Source organism: Nocardia vinacea NBRC 16497 (genome assembly GCF_000308835.1).
Classification (GTDB): domain Bacteria; phylum Actinomycetota; class Actinomycetes; order Mycobacteriales; family Mycobacteriaceae; genus Nocardia; species Nocardia vinacea.
Genome location: NZ_BAGN01000224.1, coordinates 1 through 18802, shown reverse-complemented (window position 1 = coordinate 18802; position 18802 = coordinate 1). Strand labels below are relative to the sequence as shown.

Sequence of the window (18802 nt, the reverse complement as noted above, 5' to 3'; positions counted from 1 at the left end):
GCAGTGCTCGAGCAAACTCCGGAACCGGGTCGCATTACCCGACAGCCGGTTCGGCCCCTCGTGGGTGTCGGCATGTGGTTCGGAAGGGTTGCCAATGATGTGCTGAGCTGCGAAGTTTGCTGCGGCCCTTGCTTCAGCAAACAATGCGCCGGATCGGTCTGCCGATTCCGTCCGTCGCCAGGTCGGCCGACGCCTGCGGTTTGCTCGAGCCGGATGGGCGGTCCCGGATCGCGGGTTGCCGCACGATCGCTCCGAGATCCCGAACGGGATGAATCCTGCAAACCGGGCCTTCCGAATTCGGTAAGTATATGACGGATTTCGCCGTCGTGTTCGTTCTTTCGGTTTGTTTTCAAGGGTTTTCGTGGTGCGAATCCTCGTTTCGGGGGAATTACATGCGTGATGTTCAGTCGACTGATTCCGTAGCTGGCAAACCTCGCCTACACTCATTCGCATCGGCTGCTGTCGAGTGTCCCGCAGCACATCACTCGCCGGCACGGGTTTGTGTTCGAGTGCAAAAGGGGTTGTGACACAAATGGACTCGCGGACCGTCGCTTTGATAAGAACGACGTTCAAGGCGGTTGCTGCGGAGGAGGGGGGTCCGGCCAAGCTAGCCAGTTCGTTCTACGCAATTCTGTTCACGGACTATCCTGCCGCCCGGGATTTCTTCCCCGCAGCGATGGATTCCCAGCGTGACAGATTGGTCAAGGCCATCTCCTACGCGCTGGATCGGCTCGAGGAGCCGAATAAGTTATTGCCATTCCTCGCCCAACTCGGGCGCGATCACCGCAAGTACGGGGTACAGGCCGCGCACTACACGGCCGTGGCGACCTCGTTGAAGTCCGCGATGCGGATCTTCGCGGGCACCGAGATGTGGACCGACGAGGTCGACCGAGCCTGGGACGAGGGCCTGAAGATCATCGGCGACACCATGATCGGCGCGGCCGAACAGGAATCGGCGCCACCGGTCTGGAGCGGGACCGTCGTCGAGTGCCGCGAGGTGCTGCGCAATCTCGCCGTGGTGCGGCTGCAATTGAATCAGCCGATGCAATACGCCGCAGGCCAGTACATCAGCGTGCAGATCCCGGCCCGGCCGCGCATGTGGCGCTATCTGTCCCCGGCAGTGCCCGCGAATGCGAACGGGGAGATCGAATTCCACATCCGCGGGGTGCTCGGCGGCTGGGTCAGTCCGGCCATTGTCGGCCACACCAATATCGGTGACCAGTGGCTGCTCGGTTCACCGCTCGGCGGACTCGGCGTGCCGCGCAATGTGAAACGCAAAATGCTGATGGTCGGCTGCGGTACCGGCATCGCACCCCTGCGCGCCCAGCTCATGGCGATGGCACAGCGGCGCGTCAATCCACGGGTGCATCTGTTCGTCGGCGGCCACCATCCGTGTGACCTCTACGATCTGGAGATCCTGAGCCAACTGGCCACCGCCAATAAATGGCTCACCATCACACCGGTCACCGAGAGCGATGAAAACCCTTGGTGGTACCTGGATTCCGGCGAACCGGAGCACACCTGGCCGGGTCTGGAAGCCCGGATGACCGGCCAGATCGGCAAGGTCGTCGCGAGCTACGGCTCCTGGTCCGACCGGGATGTGCAGATCGTCGGATCACCCTCGATGGTGCAGACCACCAAGTTCCGCTTGATGGCCGCCGGAACGCAGACCAAGAACATCCGCCACGATCCGCTCTTCTGAATCTTTGGCCGCGCCTTCGGCGCGGCGTGTTCGCGGCCCCCTGTGTCTCGCGTCCGAGCCGTCGAGACTCGCGACTTCGTCGCATGCGCTTCGACGGCTCGGACGCGAGACGGGCCGCGAACGGGTCGCTCGTAAGACTCGCTCCGTGGTGGTCACCGATGGCGGATCGTTTGGCCACCGATGCACGCGGGCTGGATGGTCGAGTCCTACGCGTGTGGTGCGTGCGTTTCGACGGCTCGGCTGTGTTCGATGGCCGCGCCTTCGGCGCGGACGCGAGACGGGCCGCGAACGGGTCGCTCGTAAGACTCGCTCCGTTGGGGTCGGTGATGGCGGATCGCTCGGCGTCGATGCACACGAGTCGGATGGTCGAGTCGAGTCCGGCGCGTGCGTTTCGACGGCTCGGCTGTGTTCGATGGCCGCGCCTTCGGCGCGGGCGCGAGACGGGCCGGGAACAGGGTCGCTCGTAAGACTCGCTCCGTTGGGTCGAGTTCGCTGGTTACAGTCCTTCGAATTGTATTGCGGCAGCTGGGGTTCCGGTTTCGACGAGGCGGTCCAATGTTACCCGGACCATATTGGGTGAACCGCAGACCAGCACTTGGTGGTGGTCGAATGCGCCGTGTGAACCTACGACATCGGCGAGCGTGCCGAAGAGCATATCGTCGAGCGGGAAGCCGATATCCACGCGCGACTGCTCGTACCATTCGTCGACCCAGCCGGGATCTTCCGGACCCTCGATCACGGGAATCACCGTGAGCCAAGGCAATTCGTTCGCCAGCAGGAACAGCATGTCATCGGCGTAGAGGTCGCGCGGGGAGCGCCCGCCGACGAACAGGTAGGTGGGCGGCGGATCCTCGTGGCGGGCGAGGTCGAGAATCTGAGAGCGCATCGGGGCCAGCCCGGTGCCGCCCGCGATCATCACCACCTCGTCGCCGTACGGATCGACGGCGAGGGTGCCGAGGGGAGCGCTGATCTGCCATTCGTCGCCCGGTTGGGTATCGGCGACGATACTGCCGCTGCACCAGCCGCCCGGCACCGTGCGCACGTGGAATTCCAGCTTGCCGTCCAGCGACGGCGGCAGCGCGGGGGAGAGCCGACGACGCATCCCCGGATGCTGCGGCACTCGGACCTCGACCGACTGTCCCGCGAGAAACGGGACGTACTCACCGATCAGACGGATAACCGCGATGTCGTGGCGCAGCCGGTGGTGACCGACGACGGTCGACTTCCATTCGGGCGCCGCACCATTGCCGTTCGGGCTCGGATCAATTGTCATTACTTCTCTCACACTGGATCTGAGCTGATTACCGACTCGGGGGTGCCCACCGCCATCAGGGCGCGGCGGGTGTCGGCGATCATGCGGGCCGAACCGGCGATCTGGATCTGCCGGTCGGCCCATGAGCCGAAGCTGGCGACGACCGCGCCCAGATTTCCGATCAGGCGGCGGTGCATGCCGTACGGCTCGTCCTGCGGTGGATGCGGATACCACCACGGGTTGGTCTTCTGCTCGCAGACCGGGACCACGGTGAGCCACGGATTACTCTGCGAGAGCTGCCACATATTCTCCACGTCGTACAGATCGCAGGGATAGCGGCCGCCGATGAAGAAATGCACGCGCGGATTGATGCCGCGCTGACCCATCTCGATCAGCTGCGCGCGCAGCGGGGCGATGCCGGTGCCCGCACCGATGAGCAGCACGTCACGACCGCTGTCGCGATCGATGTGCAGACCACCGAGCGGACCCGCGATCATCCACCGATCGCCGACCCTGGTCTCGTTGACGATCGCCGGACTCACCCAACCGCCGCGGATCTTGCGGACGTGGAATTCGATCTCGCCGTAGGGATTCGCGGGAATCGCGGGCGAGAGGTAGCGCCACATCTTGGGGCGCTGGGGCAGTGAGATCGGTACGTACTGCCCGGCCTGATACGGAATCGGGCTGTCGGTCTGCAGCCGCACGATGGCCAAGTCCTCGAGCACCCGGCGATGGCCGACCACGGTCGCATCCCAGTACGGCTGCGATTTATCGGAATTGGCGCCGATGGCCATGGAGGCGGAGATGAGGATGGTGATATCACGCCAACCCTCTTCGAGCGCGCGATTCCACATCGGACCGTTGAAGACCCGGAACGCGGCCAGCAGCGCCCGCCCCGCGATGTCGTAATGCGCGGCGATGACACCGTACTTGCGGTGATCGCGCGCCAACTGTTCCAGGAACTTCTGGGCCCGCCCCCAGTCCTCGAGATTGTCGAGCACGTAATGGATGGCGGTCACCACCCGCTTCGCCTGCATCTCCATCGCGGGCGGGAACAATTCCCGCAACTGCGGCTTCTCCGCAAACAGGTGACCATAAAACGCACTGATCAACCGCTCGGGTCCGTTCGGTGACTCGATCACCGCTCGGAAGTTGGCGCGGACCAGCGCTGCCGAACGCGCATCCACGAAGTGGAGCTTCCTTTCCCTCAAAATCTGCCCGGGGACATATCCGTAACCGGCGGTCCTCCGCCGACAAGTATCCCTGAAAATCACGTGGTCGTGTGGGTATGGCCGATCACGCCCGCGCTCACGGTAATCCGTGGGCAAATCGGGGCTGCTCTGGGCCGGACATGCAGGGTATCGCGACCTCGCTCGCGCCGGGTTACCGCCGGGTCAACTCGCGACGTTCGCGCGCACCGCGGGCGTGACCAATTCGGCGTAGCGATGTACCTGGTCGACGGGGTCGCCCTCGGTCGGCCAGAAGATGAAGCCGTCGATGCGCTGGTCACGATGCAGTGTGGACAGGTCGTCCACCCAGCGCTCGGGCGGGCCCTCCAGGAACCCGTGGTCCGTACCGTTGGCGGTGATGGTGCCGGAGAGGTTGTAGACCCGGCGGATGGCGCGCGGATCGCGGTCCGCCGCGGCGGCGGCATCGTCGATGCGCTTACCCGCCTCGGTCAGGAATTCGGGCGGGGCCCAGGCTGCCGAGGGCAGCCAGCCGTCGGCGCGCTGTCCGGTCAGGGCGAGCATGCGCGGTCCCTTCGCGCCGAGCCAGATGCCGGGATCGTGCTGCGGCTGCGGTCCGGGGTGGGCACCGGCGAGCAGATGATAGGTGCCGGGCACCCGGACCGAACGTTCGTCGCTCCACATGGCCCGGATGACCGCTATGCCCTCGGCCAGCGCCTGGACCGACTCGCCCGCGCTCAGGTGGTAGCCGCCCATGGCGGCGATGGCGGCCCAGAACGCGCCTGCGCCGAGTCCGAGGTGGATTCGTCCGCCGGTCATTATGTCGAGGGAGGCAACGGATTTCGCGAGTACCGCGGGATTGCGCAGGGGCAGGTTGGCGACGTCGGGAAAGAAGGTGATTCGCTCGGTCCGCATGGCCAGGGCGGTGATCAGGGTCCAGGTGTCGAGGAAGCGTCGCTGGTAGGGATGGTCCTGGACGCCGATCAGGTCGAGTCCGGCGCTTTCGGCATAGGTCGTCAGCTCGGTGATCTGCTGGTAGTTATCGGCCTCCGGAATCAGGAAGAGGCCGAATTCGGGTGGGCGTGAGCTCTTTATGCGGGAGCGCACCTGAGCTCAGATGGCTAGCACGGTTTTGCCCCGCGCGCCCGCCGCGCCGATGACCGAGAGGCCCTGATCCAGCGGGATGGTCGCGTCGATAGGCACGACCACATCGCCTGCGGCGACCCGATCGAGCAGGCGGGTCAGTTCCGGTCCGCGTCCGGAGGATTCGATATTGCCGCCTTTGATGCCGCGATCGCGCAGTACGTCCGGATCGGCGGACCAGATGGTGGAGTAGACGGTGCCGCCGTCGCGGACCAACGCGGTCAGTTCGGCCAGCACCTCGGGTGGACTCACCAGATCGAACAGTGCGTCGACGCCGTCGGGATGCGCGGCGGCGACCTGTTCGGCGACCGGACCCCGGGTGTAATCGATGGTCTCGGCAGCACCGAGCCTGGTCATCTGATCGGCGACTGTTCCGCGCGCCGTCGCGATGACGTGCGCTCCGGCGATATTCGCCAGCTGCACCAGGAAGGAGCCGACGCCGCCGGTGGCGCCGACGATCAAGACCTTCTGGTCCGGTTCGAGCTTGGTGGCGTCCACGATGTCCTGCGCCGTGATGCCCGCGGTCGGCAGGGCGGCCGCCGCGACGGTCGGCACCCGGTCCGGGATCGGGACCAGGGTGGCGTCCTCGGGCAGTACCGAGTACTCCGCGAAGCTGCCGTGGCCCGCGGGCGGGACCAGGAATTTGCCGACGACGCGGTCACCGACGCCGAATTTGGTGACGCCGGGGCCGACCGAGGCCACCGTGCCCGCACCGTCGACGCCGAGGATCATCGGGAAATCGTGCGGCAGCTTGCCATCCAGAATGCCGCCGGCCATCTTCTGATCGAAGGGGTTGACACCGGCCGCCTCGACCTGAATTCTGACCGCACCCGCGCCGGGTTCGGGGGTCGGCATTTCGGCCAGTTCGGGTGTTGCTCCGAAGCTTCGTACCACGATCGCGCGCATCCATCGCTCCTCGAGTCGGGCTGGATTTGATGCATCAACCAACGGCCAAGGCCATCGTAGGCATCGCGGTCCCGTAGACCCGGAGATTGATGCCATTCGGCAGTGTCGCGGCGTAGCGTTCGAATCGAGTCTGTTCGAGTGTCGAGCGGTCCGGTCGAGAAATTGAAGTTGAGTGGAACAGACTCAACCTTTCGGACGTTGGATAGTGCGAATCGACTAGTAGGAAGGTGACTTGTGGACTCGTTCAATCCCACCACCAAGACCCAGGCGGCCCTGACCGCCGCCCTGCAGGCCGCCTCGGCCGCGGGCAATCCGGAGATTCGTCCGGCGCACTTGCTGGTGGCGTTGCTGGATCAAACCGATGGCATCGCCGCCCCCTTGCTCAAGGCCATCGCGGTGGATCCGGCGACGATTCGACGCGAGGCACAGGACATCGTGGACAAGTTGCCACGAGCGACGGGTGCGACCACCACACCCCAACTCGGCCGCGAGGCTCTGGCCGCGATCACTGCCGCCCAGCACCTGGCCACCGAACTCGGCGACGAATACGTCTCCACCGAACACGTCATGGTCGGCCTGGCCGAGGGCGATTCGGATGTGACCATGCTGCTGAAGAAGTACGGCGCGACCCCCGACGCGCTGCGCGAGGCATTCACCACCGTACGCGGCAGCGCGCGCGTCACCAGTGCCGATCCGGAGGGCAGCTACCAAGCGCTGGAGAAGTATTCGACCGATCTCACCGCGGCGGCCCGCGCAGGAAAGCTCGATCCGGTGATCGGGCGTGATACCGAAATCCGCCGTGTCGTACAGGTTTTGAGCCGTCGCACCAAGAACAACCCGGTGCTGATCGGTGAACCCGGCGTCGGCAAGACCGCGATCGTCGAGGGCCTTGCCCAGCGCATCGTGGCCGGTGACGTGCCGGAATCGTTGCGCGGCAAGTCCGTCGTCTCGCTCGACCTGGGCGCGATGGTGGCCGGTGCGAAGTACCGCGGCGAATTCGAGGAGCGGCTCAAGGCCGTACTCGAAGAGATCAAAAGCAGTGCGGGACAGATCATCACGTTCATCGATGAGCTGCACACCATTGTCGGCGCGGGCGCGACCGGTGAATCGGCGATGGATGCGGGCAATATGATCAAGCCGATGCTCGCCCGCGGTGAGCTGCGCCTGGTCGGCGCCACCACGCTGGAGGAATACCGCAAGTTCATCGAGAAGGACGCCGCCCTCGAGCGCCGCTTCCAGCAGGTGCTGGTCGGCGAGCCGTCGGTGGAGGACACCATCGGCATCCTGCGCGGCATCAAGGAGCGCTACGAGGTGCACCACGGTGTGCGCATCACCGACTCCGCACTGGTCGCCGCCGCCACGCTCAGCGACCGCTACATCACCTCCCGGTTCCTGCCGGATAAGGCGATCGACCTGGTCGACGAGTCGGCGTCGCGGCTGCGCATGGAAATCGACTCGCGCCCAGTGGAAATCGACGAGGTCGAGCGTGCGGTGCGCAGGTTGGAGATCGAGGAGGTCGCGCTGGAGAAGGAGACCGACGCGGCATCCAAGCAGCGCCTGGACAAGTTGCGCCAGGAACTCGCCGACGACCGCGAGAAGCTCAACCAGCTGATGACCCGCTGGCAGAACGAGAAGAGCGCCATCGACCAGGTGCGAGTCCTCAAGGAGGAATTGGAATCGCTGCGCGGTGAATCCGAACGCGCCGAGCGCGACGGTGATCTGGGCAAGGCCGCCGAACTGCGCTACGGGCGCATACCGGCGCTGGAGAAGCAGCTCGCCGAGGCCGAAAAGGCCTCCGCCACAGCCGCTGACGGCGAAGTGATGCTCAAGGAGGAGGTCGGCCCCGACGATATCGCCGAGGTGGTCTCGTCCTGGACCGGTATTCCGGTCGGCCGGATGATGGAGGGCGAAACCCAGAAGCTGCTGCGGATGGAGCAGGAACTGGGCAAACGCGTGGTCGGCCAGACCGAGGCGGTGCAGGCGGTTTCCGATGCGGTGCGGCGGGCGCGCGCCGGCGTCGCGGATCCGAACCGGCCGACCGGTTCGTTCATGTTCGTCGGCCCGACCGGTGTCGGTAAGACCGAGCTGGCAAAGGCGTTGGCGGACTTCCTCTTCGACGACGAACGCGCCATGGTCCGCATCGATATGAGCGAGTACAGCGAGAAGCACTCGGTCGCTCGGCTCGTCGGCGCCCCGCCCGGCTACGTCGGTTACGACCAGGGCGGTCAGCTGACCGAGGCGGTCCGACGTCGGCCCTACACCGTGGTGCTCTTCGACGAGATCGAGAAGGCGCATCCGGATGTCTTCGACATCCTGCTCGCCGTACTCGACGAGGGTCGCCTGACCGACGGCCAGGGCCGCACGGTCGACTTCCGCAACACCATCCTCATCCTGACCTCGAATCTGGGTGCGGGTGGCGATCCGGAGTTCGTCATGAACTCGGTGCGCGCGGCCTTCAAACCGGAGTTCCTGAACCGCCTCGACGATGTGGTCATGTTCCACAGCCTCGACGAGGAGCAGCTGGAATCCATCGTCGATATCCAGCTCGACCAGCTGCAGAAGCGGCTGTCGCAGCGCAGGTTGAAGCTGGATGTCAGCGATTCGGCCCGGTTCTGGCTCGCCGTGCGCGGCTACGACCCGGTCTACGGCGCCCGCCCGCTGCGCAGGCTGATCCAGCAGGCCATCGGCGACACCCTGGCCAAGGAACTGCTCGCGGGCGAGGTCACCGACGGCGACACCGTCGCGGTCAACGTCAGCCCGAACGGCGAGGGCCTCATCGTCGGCCGCGGCTGACCGCAGGTGGCCCACGCAGCGGCCCGGCTTGCGCGATAGAACCGCAGCCGGGTTGCCTCCGTGAGACTGCACCGCACCGCCGGTCTCGCCCGGCGTAAGTCAGGCGCCGCGCGATCCGCTCAATTGCCGACTACCGCGGAGCGAGTCTTACGTCGCGGCCCGTCTCGCGCCCGATGGCCGAAGCGCATGCGCCGCACGCGCGGGACTCGACCATCCGGCGCGTGTGCATCGACGCCGAGCGATCCGCCATCGGTGACCCCAACGGAGCGAGTCTTACGAGCGACCCGTTCGCGGCCCGTCTCGCGTCCGAGTCGTCGAAGCGCATGCGACGCAGTCGCGAGTCTCGACGGCTCGGACGCGAGACACCCGGGGGCCGCGAACACGCCGCGCCGAAGGCGCGGCAAAAACAACAGAGCCTACCCTGGAGGCCATGAGTAGTCCCAACGATCCCTGGGCACAGCGACCGGAGGATGCGCCGACGGAACACATCGGTCCGTCGGGTAAGTCGGGATTCCAGCCTTCGTCGCATACGGCGGAATACACCGACGCGTATGGCCACGGCGATGCGACCTCGGTCTATCCGTCGACCGAACAATACGAGCCGTGGGGGCCGCCGCCGGTCAATGCCACCAAGGAGTTCCCGCCGTACGACAGCCAGGTCCAGTGGGGCGGGCAGGAAAGTGGCGCGTGGCAGGAGCCGACCCAGGTCGGTGCATACGGCCAGCCCGGCGCGCAGTATCCGCCCGGCCCGCCGGGTGGAAACCTACCCCAGGATCAGCAACCGCCGCGCAAGCGGAATACCGGCCTGTGGATCGCTCTCGGACTCGGGGTGATCCTGCTGATCGGCGCGGTCGGCGTGCTCGCGGGTGTGCTGATGGGCGATAAGGACACCCCGTCGAGTTCCGCCGCGAGCACCTCGGCCTTCCCGACCGCGGGCCGATCCACCGGCACCGCGCCCTCGGGCGGTCCGTCGTCCACTCAGGTCCTGCCGAGCATTCCGGGACTCGGTGGCATCGATAGCCTCGGCGCGACCATGGGCACCATCACCGCAAATGCCGGTGGCCAATTGACCCTCGACACCGTCGGCGGATCCGCCGTGACGGTGCGCACCACCGATAAGACCCAAGTGATCTCGTTGACCGGGTCCAAGGCAGCCGATCTTCCGGTCGGCGACATGGTTGTGGTGCAGGGTGATAAGGCCGCGGATGGTTCGATCGACGCGAAGATCATCATCAGTACCGCACTGCCCGGGGGCACGCGGTGAAATATCAGTGGGCAGTGATGCGCAATAGCCCTGTCGGCTCTATAGGGTAGGCGACGATGACGGCAATGTGGTTCGGGTTGGCGGCGATCGCGCTCGTTGGTGCGATCGTGCTGCTGTATTTCGATCGGGTCCAGCGACAGCGGACCGGTCATGCGCGCCAGGTGTGGGCGAAGGCCCAGGGCTATACGTATGTGTCGGTGGAACCGGCGCTGGCGTCCACCTGGCGCCGCGGTGCGTTGGCCAAGCTCGGCTACCTGTCCGCGGTGGATGTGGTGTCCGGCATCCGCAAGGGCGAGAAATTCGTCCTCTTCGATCTGGAAGATGCGGCGACGCTGGTCGCGGTGCGCAGGCAGATCGGCTCCGATATCGATGTGGATATGCGGCTCAAGACCGCGTCCCCGCCGAAGGACGCCGATCTGGAACTGCTCGGCGCGATCGGCGATCGGGTGGTGTTCGCGACCAATCCGGAGATCGCCAGGCACGCCGTCGACCAGCGCATGGTCGCCTTCATCGAATCGCTGCCCGATAGCGTGCAGATGTTGTGGAGTGAGGGCAATTGGACCCTCGGCATGCTGAATGTCGGGACGGTGGCCAAGGATTGGGAGACCGCCATCGATGCGGTGCTTCGCCTGTCCGGTCTGCTGCATGTGCTGCCGCCCGTCAGCGATGTGCGCGGGGTGGATTCCGGTGGGCACAATCCGGGACGCCCTCATCCGCGCAAGCGCTCGGATGACCAGGAAGAGGCGGACAGTCCGGTGGCCGCGCGGGTCGCGTCGGCGGATCTGCGCAAGGGCGAGGGTTTCGACGACGACTACGAGGACGCCGCCTACGACGAATCGTCTTATGACGAAGACGATTTCGACCGGCCGAAATACCGCGAGTATTCCGACGACGACTATTACGACGATGAACCGGCCGCCGAACCGGTGACCCCGGAACCGCCGCGCCGCCCCAGTCTCGCCGTCGTCCCCGACTCTCGCTCACGGGCCCGCGACGAGCGCTGGGCGGCGGAACCGGAGGACGACTGGTCGCCGGAGGACCGCCCCGCTCAGCGCAAACCCGCGAAGCCCGAGCCTGTCCGGTCCGAGCCGGATGCGGATGATTGGCCGTCGGCCGAGCACACTCCGGAACCGCCAGGCGGTCCGTTCCACCCGGGATTCCGCCCATATCAGGGACCCGTGCCGCAGTGAGCGGGCATGGCGCCCTCTCGACTCGGATTGTGCAATGAATGCAGGATCGCGGAGCGATTCCATGAGGGGTGGCCGGGAGACGGGCGGGCCCGACCGTCCTGTGCGCCTGCCCGGTGCCACCCGCCCCGTCGCGCTGATCACCGGACCGACTTCCGGCATCGGACGCGGATTCGCCGTGCGTTTGGCCACACTCGGCTATGACCTGGTGCTCGTCGCCCGCGACAAGGACCGGCTGAATGCACTCGCCGCGGAATTCGAGCGGAAATTCGCGACCCGTTCGGAGGTGCTTGTCACCGATCTGGCCAAGGCCGACGATCGGGATCGGGTGCTGGCCCGCGCCGCCGACGGCATCGAATTCCTGGTCAACAATGCCGGATTCGGTCAGTCGGGGGAGTTCTGGACGCAGCCGCCCGCCGAGGTCCAAGCCCAACTCGATGTCAATGTCACGGCGGTGGTGCAGCTCACCAGGGCCGCGCTGCCGTCGATGATCGCGTCCGCGAAGGGTTCGATCGTCAATGTGGCCAGCGTCGCGGGTCTGATCCCCGGACGTGGTTCGACCTATTCGGCCTCCAAGGCCTACGTCGTATCCTTCACGGAAGGGCTGGCGGGTGGACTGGCTGGAACGGGAGTCCGGGTCCAGGCCCTGTGCCCCGGATTCGTGCACACCGAATTCCACGAGCGGGCCGGTATCGAGATGTCCTCGCTGCCGAAAAAGCTGTGGCTGAGCGTCGACCAAGTGGTCGCCGGTTCGCTACGTGATCTGGAGAAGGACCGGGTGCTCAGCGTGCCCGGTGTGCAGTACAAAGTGCTCACCACCGCCGCCGGGATGATCCCGCGAGCCCTGGCGGCCCGACTGAATCGCGGCATGTTCAACGCACGCGGAAGGACTTGACAGACATGATCGACCAGGCGAACAAGGCCCCCGTTTCGACGGACGACCGAGATAGATTGGCCGCACTCGTGCGCGAGCTCGCCGTCGTGCACGGCCGGGTCACACTGTCCTCGGGCAAAGAGGCCGACTACTACGTCGACTTGCGCCGCGCTACCCTGCACCACGGTGCCGGACCGCTCATCGGCAAGCTGCTGCGCGAACTCGTGGCGGACTGGGATTTCGAGGCCGTCGGCGGGCTCACCATGGGCGCGGATCCGGTCGCGCTGGCCGTCATGCACGCACCCGGCCGTCCGATCGACGCCTTCGTGGTGCGTAAAGCCGCCAAGACCCACGGCATGCAGCGCCAGATCGAGGGCCCGGACATTGTCGGCAAGCGAGTGCTCGTCGTCGAGGACACCACGACCACCGGAAATTCGCCGCTGACCGCCGTGCGCGCGCTGCGCGAGGCCGGTGCGACCGTCGTCGGCGTCGCGACCGTGGTGGACCGGGAGACCGGTGCCGATCAGGTGATCGCGGCCGAGGGCCTGGAGTACCGGTCCATCCTTGGATTGAAGGATCTCGCCCTCGGCTAAGCTGCAAATATGCGGTCCCGGGTCGCAATCGCTGGTGGTCGGAGCTTCGAATCGCTTTGAAACATCGACAGCGTTGCGACCCGATAAGGGGGACGCATACGCCGAGCGCAGCGAGGCGGTCGGAGACAGTGAAGGGTCGTGGAGTTACCTGTGGTGAGCATTGCAGTCAATAAGAGCCGTGCGAATGTCGCGATGCTCGGCATCGGTGCTTACCGTCCGAAACGCCTGGTCAGCAATGAAGAGGTCTGCGAGGTTCTCGACTCGACCCCCGAGTGGATCTATGAGCGCACCGGTGTGCGCAACCGTCGGTGGATCAGCGGTGACGAAACGCTGCAGTCGATTTCGGCGGCCGCCGGTGAGCGGGCGATCATCAACAGCGGCATCGACCGGTCCAAGATCGGCGCGCTGATTCTCGCCACCTCGAGCTGGTTGACGCTGACCCCGCACGGCGCCCCCAAGGTCGCCAACGACCTGGGGATGAACGGTATCGCGGCCTTCGATCTGACCTCCGGCTGCGGCGGTTTCGGCTATGGCCTCGGCGTCGCCGCCGACCTGATCCGGGCGGGATCGGCCGAATATGTGCTGCTCATCGGTGCCGAGACGATGACGGTCGGACTCGATCCGACCGATCGCGGCACCGCGATGATCTTCGGCGACGGCGCGGGCGCGGTGGTGGTGGGCCCGAGCGAGGAGAACGGCATCTCCCCGACGGTGTGGGGCAGTGACGGCGAGAATGCCTCGGCGATCGAGCAGGACGTCAACTTCCTCGAATACATGGAGAGGGCACAGCGGCTGCAGGGCATCGATCCGGCCGTCGAGCCCATCGGCCGGATGTCGCTGCGGATGGAGGGCCCGCGGGTATTCCGTTGGGCGGCGGTCACTTTGCCGCGCGCGCTGGCCTCGGCGCTCGAGGTCTCCGGTGTCTCCAAGGACGATATCGAGGTCTTCATTCCGCATCAGGCCAATGCGCGCATCAACGAGCTGATGAAGAAGAACCTCGGGCTGGCCGATGACATCCCGGTGGCCAATGACATCGAGAACACCGGCAATACCTCCGCCGCCTCCATCCCCTTGGCGATGGAGGAAATGTTGGTTACCGGTAAGGCCAAGGGCGGCCAGGTGGCGCTGCTGCTCGGTTTCGGTGCGGGGCTGAGTTATGCGGGCCAGGTCGTCACGCTGCCGCCCGCTCCGAACGAGCCGAGCTTTTGACGGTGTCTGACTCGAGCGACCTGCAAGCAGTCGCTACGCCTCCGGGCTCGTCGCGGCGTCCGTTCCGAGCCGCATTTCTGGCGGCTGCGGCGGCGACCGTGTACGGCGCGGTGACCGGCCGTGAGAAGGTGCAGTGGGTGGCGAAGCCGCTGCTGATGCCGCTGTTGGCGGCGGATGTGGCGACCGATCGAGCGGTGTTGGATCCGGCTGATCGGACGGTTCTGCTGGGTTCCCTCGGTGCCGCGACCATCGGTGATGTACTGCTGATCGAGCCGGACAATGATCGGCGGCTGATCGCGGGGGCTTCCTCGTTCGCGGTGATGCAGACCGGATATTCGGTGCTGTGGTGGCGGCGCGGTGGGCGGCCGCGCCCGGAGATCGCGGTGCCACGAGTGCTGGCCTGGCTCGGAGCCGCACTGCTGATGCGGGCCAAGGCGCCGACCGTCGCGGCTCCGCTGACGGCCTATGGTGCGACGCTGGGCAGTGCGGCGGTGCTCGCCTCCGATCCCGGATTGGCTCCAGGCGCGAAAAACATTGCCGGACTGAATATTCCGAGCACCGATCCGCGTAGTCGGCTCGGCCTGGGCGCATTGCTGTTCACCGTTTCCGATGGGTTGATCGTGCTGCGCCGGCTGTTCGCGCGCAATGAGCGTTCCCGGCGGGTCACCGAGGGAGTCATCCTGGCTACCTACACGGCCGCGCAATATCTGCTCGCGGACCCGCGAGCGCACGTGCGGGACTGACCTCGCGCCCGTCGATTCGGCGAAATGCGGGATCGGTCCGTGTCGGCCGGGTGGTCGAAAGCTACTGCCCCAGAACGAGAATGATCCGATCGCGGTTTTGTGGATCAACCCGGATGGAGATGGTCTCGCCGACCGCGAGCCGCGGCTTGTCGGCCGGTGTGACATCGAAAACGATGGTGCCACGGTAACTTTCGGATCCCGGCACAACGAGCTCCAGATCGAATTCGGTCAGTTCGGTGTGATGATCGGTGCGTTGCAGCGTATGCGCGCCCTCGATGGTCGCCCACCCCTCCAGCCCGTGCCGCCACAACTGCCGATCCGCACGCGATGGCCGAGCCGCCAATAGCATTCCGACGCCCACACACGATCCGAACAGGCCGACCAGCGCGACGATCTGAAATGGCTCGGTCCCCGGCGGCGTATGCGGCAGTAGCCAGCCCAGCCAGAATCCGAGCACGATCAAATACCCGGTGGTCACCCCGAGCACTGTGCGGAGAACGCGTGCGTGATCCATGCCAGCCTCCACCCGACTGCCCTGCACCTCCAGGATAGGACCGCCCGCCCCACCGTGAACCCGCCTTGACCACAACCGTGACCTGCCCGTCCCCACCGCGTCCCAACAGCCCATTTCCCACCCCGATGAGCAACCGAATGCCAGCGAGCCGGGATAAGGTCGGCCTTTTCCGGTGCGCCGGTTCAACCCTTCAGGCGCAGGACCGCGAGGACTCGGCGGTGGTGGGTGTCGGAGGGTGGCAGATCCAGTTTGGTGAAGATATTGCCGATGTGCTTTTCGACCGCACGCTCGGTGACCGTGAGTGCGGTCGCGATCGCGTTGTTGGACAGTCCCTGTGCCATCAGTTCGAGGACCTCGCGCTCGCGGGGTGTCAGCCGGGCGAGCGAATCCTGTTGGCGTGCGGCACCCATCAACTGACTCACCACCTCCGGGTCGAGTGCGGTGCCGCCGGTGGCGACGCGGTCCAGGGCGTCGACGAAGTCGCGGACGTCGGCCACCCGATCCTTGAGCAGATAGCCGACACCGCTCGCGCCGCCGGCGAGAAGTTCGGTGGCATAGCGGGTTTCGATCCACTGCGAGAACACCAGCACGCCGGTGAGCGGATATTTGCGGCGTAACTCGATTGCCGCGAGCAGCCCCTCGTCGGTGAAGGTCGGCGGCATCCGCACATCCACCACGGCCACGTCGGGGTTGTAGGTGCCGACCACATCGCTCAAGGTGGTGGCATCGCCGACGATGGCGACCACCTCGTGGCCGCGCTCGGTCAGCAGTCCCGCCAGCCCGTCGCGCAGGATCGCATTGTCCTCGGCGATGACCACCCGCAACGGCGTACTCACCGTGGCCCGGCCGTCGGCAGCAGGATGGTCACCACGGTCGGCCCGCCGGTCGGACTCTGCACGGTCAGCGTGCCGTCCACCGCACGCGCCCGCGCGGCCAGTCCGGAAAGTCCGCTGCCCGCAACGTGTTCTCCGTCCATCGGCTGCAGTACACCACCGATTCCGTTGTCGCGCACGGAGACCGCGATGGTGTGCGCATCGGTCGGCACGACCGACACCCACGCACTGGTGGCACTCGCATGTTTGACCACATTGGTGAGCAGTTCGGCGACCGAGAAGTAGGCGATCGCCTCGATGGCCGGATTCGGCCGCTGCGGCAGATGGACGCGCAGCTCCACCGGCACGGCACACCGCGAAGCCAGTGTCTCCAGTGCCGGCCCGAGCCCCAATTCGAGTGCGGGCGGATGGATTCCACGCACCAGTTCACGCAATTCGGTCAGCGCCTCCTTGGCATTGGCGTGTGCGTCGGCGATCAGATCGCGAGCGTCACCGCCGAGGGATATCCGCTCCTCGGCCCGGCCCAGGGCCATGGCGATGGTGACCAAGCGCGCTTGCGTGCCATCGTGCAGATCGCGCTCCACCCGACGTAGCGTCGCCGCCGAATCCTCGACTGCCGCACGCCGACTCGCACGCAACTCGACCAGTTGCCGGTCCCGCGCCGTCGCCGACAGCAAGGCGATGGTGAGCAGTCCGTGCACCCAGCACACCGCGCGCAGCAGCCACGGCAGTGCGAAACAGCAGATGATGCCGACCGCGGACATCAGCAAGACCCTTGGCCAAGTGTCGATATAGAAGGATCCGAACTGGGCCAGCGAATGGTGCTCGACGCCGTTGTCGTCGATATTTGTCGGGTTGAACAGCACCCACGGGATGGGCGAGAGTGCGGTGAATACCGTCATGGCCACCACGATCAGCACGAGATAGCCGCCGACCACACCGAGTACGGCCTGCGCGAACAGAAACAGAATGGCCCGCCAACTCGCGCGATCGGTGAACGCGCTCTTCAGAAATCCGAAAAAGCCCGGCTGCGAAACATGCGGCGGCGGCGCGTCCACCGGCGTATCCAGCAGATCCCTGGCCAGCGCCCGATACACCTTCGCCCATAGCCGCGCGCCCAGAATCACCAGTGCCAGGATCGGGATGCCGATCAGGAAGATCGAGGCATACAAACCGCCGCCGAAACCGAAGAACAGATAGCAGACGGCGAGCATGCCGATCACGAAAACCGTGAATACATAGACGAGTTGCTTCCAGGTCCGGGCCTGGATCGGCGCGCGTAGCACCGCGCGCAGCACCTTTCGCGCGTCCGGACCGGTCTTGCCGATGGGCGCTTCGAGCACGAGGGTTTGTGTCTCGGTCATGGACTCCATGGTTGTCGCGGTCGCGGCGGCATTCGATCGAGCTGGCCGCCGAATCCGAGGTGTGGCCAGCCACACCACCAACTACCATCCTGCGCATGAACTATCCGCCGCCACCGCAGTACGGTTCGCCGTACGGCTACCCAGCCTATGGCCCGCCACAGGATCATCCGCAAGCCATCACGATCATGATCCTCGGCATTCTCGGCCTGCTGCTGTGCCAGTTCCTCGGCCCGGTCGCGTGGGTGATGGGCAAGAAGGCGCTCAACGAGATCGATGCGTCCGGCGGCGCCATCGGTGGTCGCGGCAGCGTCCAGGCCGGATATATCTGCGGCATGATCGCCTCGATACTGCTGATCCTGACCATCCTGTTCATCATCCTGATGGTGGTCCTCGCCGCTGTCGGCGTCCTCGGCTCCTCGTCCTCGACGTACTGAATCCGGCCACCCGCAGGTGGCGGTGTTCGCCTCCGGGCCCATCGCGCAGAGCGCGGGGCGGCCGGAATTAGCATCGTCGGGGTGAACCACCCCGCGCCGGATACGGCCGAGCAGCCAGGACCCACCGAATGGGGCGAGCATCCGCACGGTGTCGGACCATGGGCGCAGGAGTACGGAGAAGCCCCGCCGGAGGATCCCCACTACGATCCGGAGCTGCTTGTCGGCGGTGACCGCCGCAATGTCGTCGATGCCTACCGCTACTGGAAGCGCGAGGCGATCATCGCCGATATCGATCGCCGCAGGCATCCGTTCCACGTCGCCATCGAGAACTTCGGCCACGATGCGAATATCGGCACCGTGGTGCGCACCGCCAACGCCTTCGCCGCGGCCGCCGTGCACATCGTCGGCAGGCGGCGCTGGAATCGCCGCGGCGCCATGGTCACCGACCGTTATCAGCACATCGAACATCACACCGATATCGGCGAGCTACTCGCCTTCGCCGAGCGGGAAAACCTGACCATAGTCGCCGTGGACAATGTGCCCGGGTCGGTTCCGCTGGAAACCGTCGAGTTGCCGCGCCGCTGCCTGCTGCTGTTCGGGCAGGAAGGGCCAGGTGTGACCGAACATGCCAAGGGTGCGGCCGCACTGACGGTTTCGATCGCGCAGTTCGGTTCGACCCGCAGTATCAATGCCGGAGTCGCGGCCGGTATCGCAATGCACGCATGGATCCGGCAACATGCCGATTTGACGTCAGCTTGGTAACGAAAAGACCGGTATTAATCGGCTCGAAGCTGGCACCATTGA

17 protein-coding genes are annotated in these 18802 nt (G+C 65.8%); 10 read left to right on the top strand and 7 right to left on the bottom strand.

Annotated features, from left to right (window positions below; all coding sequences use genetic code 11):
* The first annotated feature begins 532 nt into the window (after nucleotides 1–532).
* Nucleotides 533–1702 carry an FAD-binding oxidoreductase gene (locus ON44_RS31705; RefSeq protein WP_040696946.1) on the top strand — a complete coding sequence of 390 codons (1170 nt, stop codon included), beginning with the start codon at nucleotides 533–535 and terminating at the stop codon, nucleotides 1700–1702.
* A 496-nt stretch (nucleotides 1703–2198) separates the two neighbouring features.
* Here the strand turns inward: ON44_RS31705 and ON44_RS31695 are convergent, their stop codons facing one another.
* From ON44_RS31695 to ON44_RS31680, 4 genes are all read right to left on the bottom strand, one after another.
* Entirely contained in the window at nucleotides 2199–2975 is a 777-nt protein-coding gene (locus ON44_RS31695) for an FAD-binding oxidoreductase (RefSeq protein ID WP_051182659.1), read from the bottom strand.
* 8 nt (nucleotides 2976–2983) lie between these two features.
* The gene (locus tag ON44_RS31690; RefSeq protein WP_040696942.1) at nucleotides 2984–4141 is read right to left on the bottom strand and encodes an FAD-binding oxidoreductase; all 1158 of its coding nucleotides are present in this window, start codon (nucleotides 4139–4141) and stop codon (nucleotides 2984–2986) included.
* A gap of 207 nt (nucleotides 4142–4348) precedes the next feature.
* The gene (locus ON44_RS31685) at nucleotides 4349–5248 is read right to left on the bottom strand and encodes an LLM class flavin-dependent oxidoreductase (RefSeq protein WP_245567414.1); all 900 of its coding nucleotides are present in this window, start codon (nucleotides 5246–5248) and stop codon (nucleotides 4349–4351) included.
* Between the two features lie 6 nt (nucleotides 5249–5254).
* Nucleotides 5255–6190: an NADP-dependent oxidoreductase gene (locus ON44_RS31680; RefSeq protein WP_040696939.1), complete on the bottom strand. Its 936-nt coding sequence runs from the start codon at nucleotides 6188–6190 to the stop codon at nucleotides 5255–5257.
* A 234-nt stretch (nucleotides 6191–6424) separates the two neighbouring features.
* Between ON44_RS31680 and clpB the strand changes: the two genes are divergently transcribed.
* The 7 genes from clpB (at nucleotide 6425) to ON44_RS31645 (ending at nucleotide 14853) form a co-directional block, all read left to right on the top strand.
* Entirely contained in the window at nucleotides 6425–8983 is a 2559-nt protein-coding gene (gene clpB / locus ON44_RS31675) for an ATP-dependent chaperone ClpB (RefSeq protein ID WP_040696937.1), read from the top strand.
* A gap of 430 nt (nucleotides 8984–9413) precedes the next feature.
* Nucleotides 9414–10247, top strand: a complete 834-nt coding sequence (locus ON44_RS31670) for a DUF5666 domain-containing protein (protein WP_040696935.1) — start codon at nucleotides 9414–9416, stop codon at nucleotides 10245–10247.
* Between the two features lie 56 nt (nucleotides 10248–10303).
* Complete coding sequence (locus tag ON44_RS31665) at nucleotides 10304–11437, top strand: TtfA family protein (RefSeq protein WP_245567413.1); 1134 nt, start codon at nucleotides 10304–10306, stop codon at nucleotides 11435–11437.
* A gap of 61 nt (nucleotides 11438–11498) precedes the next feature.
* Nucleotides 11499–12329 carry an SDR family NAD(P)-dependent oxidoreductase gene (locus ON44_RS31660; protein WP_051182667.1) on the top strand — a complete coding sequence of 277 codons (831 nt, stop codon included), beginning with the start codon at nucleotides 11499–11501 and terminating at the stop codon, nucleotides 12327–12329.
* A gap of 5 nt (nucleotides 12330–12334) precedes the next feature.
* Entirely contained in the window at nucleotides 12335–12901 is a 567-nt protein-coding gene (pyrE, locus tag ON44_RS31655; RefSeq protein WP_051182658.1) for an orotate phosphoribosyltransferase, read from the top strand.
* Nucleotides 12902–13051: 150 nt separating this feature from the next.
* On the top strand, nucleotides 13052–14110 hold the full coding sequence (locus ON44_RS31650; RefSeq protein ID WP_040696930.1) for a beta-ketoacyl-ACP synthase 3: 1059 nt from the start codon (nucleotides 13052–13054) through the stop codon (nucleotides 14108–14110).
* Between the two features lie 20 nt (nucleotides 14111–14130).
* On the top strand, nucleotides 14131–14853 hold the full coding sequence (locus ON44_RS31645) for a lysoplasmalogenase (protein ID WP_083898246.1): 723 nt from the start codon (nucleotides 14131–14133) through the stop codon (nucleotides 14851–14853).
* A 61-nt stretch (nucleotides 14854–14914) separates the two neighbouring features.
* Here the strand turns inward: ON44_RS31645 and ON44_RS31640 are convergent, their stop codons facing one another.
* The 3 genes from ON44_RS31640 to ON44_RS31630 all read right to left on the bottom strand — a co-directional run bounded on the left by ON44_RS31640 (nucleotide 14915) and on the right by ON44_RS31630 (nucleotide 17564).
* Nucleotides 14915–15367, bottom strand: coding sequence for a DUF3592 domain-containing protein (locus ON44_RS31640; protein ID WP_040696927.1), 453 nt, complete (start codon nucleotides 15365–15367; stop codon nucleotides 14915–14917).
* 182 nt (nucleotides 15368–15549) lie between these two features.
* Nucleotides 15550–16203, bottom strand: a complete 654-nt coding sequence (locus ON44_RS31635; RefSeq protein WP_174415179.1) for a LuxR C-terminal-related transcriptional regulator — start codon at nucleotides 16201–16203, stop codon at nucleotides 15550–15552.
* Nucleotides 16200–17564, bottom strand: a complete 1365-nt coding sequence (locus ON44_RS31630; protein WP_083898245.1) for a sensor histidine kinase — start codon at nucleotides 17562–17564, stop codon at nucleotides 16200–16202. The genes ON44_RS31635 and ON44_RS31630 overlap by 4 nt, the downstream gene beginning before the upstream one ends.
* Nucleotides 17565–17659: 95 nt before the next feature.
* On the opposite strand from ON44_RS31630, the gene ON44_RS31625 reads away from it, so the two are divergent.
* Both ON44_RS31625 and ON44_RS31620 read left to right on the top strand, forming a co-directional pair.
* The gene (locus ON44_RS31625; protein ID WP_040696923.1) at nucleotides 17660–17998 is read left to right on the top strand and encodes a hypothetical protein; all 339 of its coding nucleotides are present in this window, start codon (nucleotides 17660–17662) and stop codon (nucleotides 17996–17998) included.
* Nucleotides 17999–18079: 81 nt separating this feature from the next.
* The gene (locus ON44_RS31620; protein ID WP_040696920.1) at nucleotides 18080–18760 is read left to right on the top strand and encodes a TrmH family RNA methyltransferase; all 681 of its coding nucleotides are present in this window, start codon (nucleotides 18080–18082) and stop codon (nucleotides 18758–18760) included.
* The last annotated feature ends 42 nt before the right edge of the window (nucleotides 18761–18802 follow it).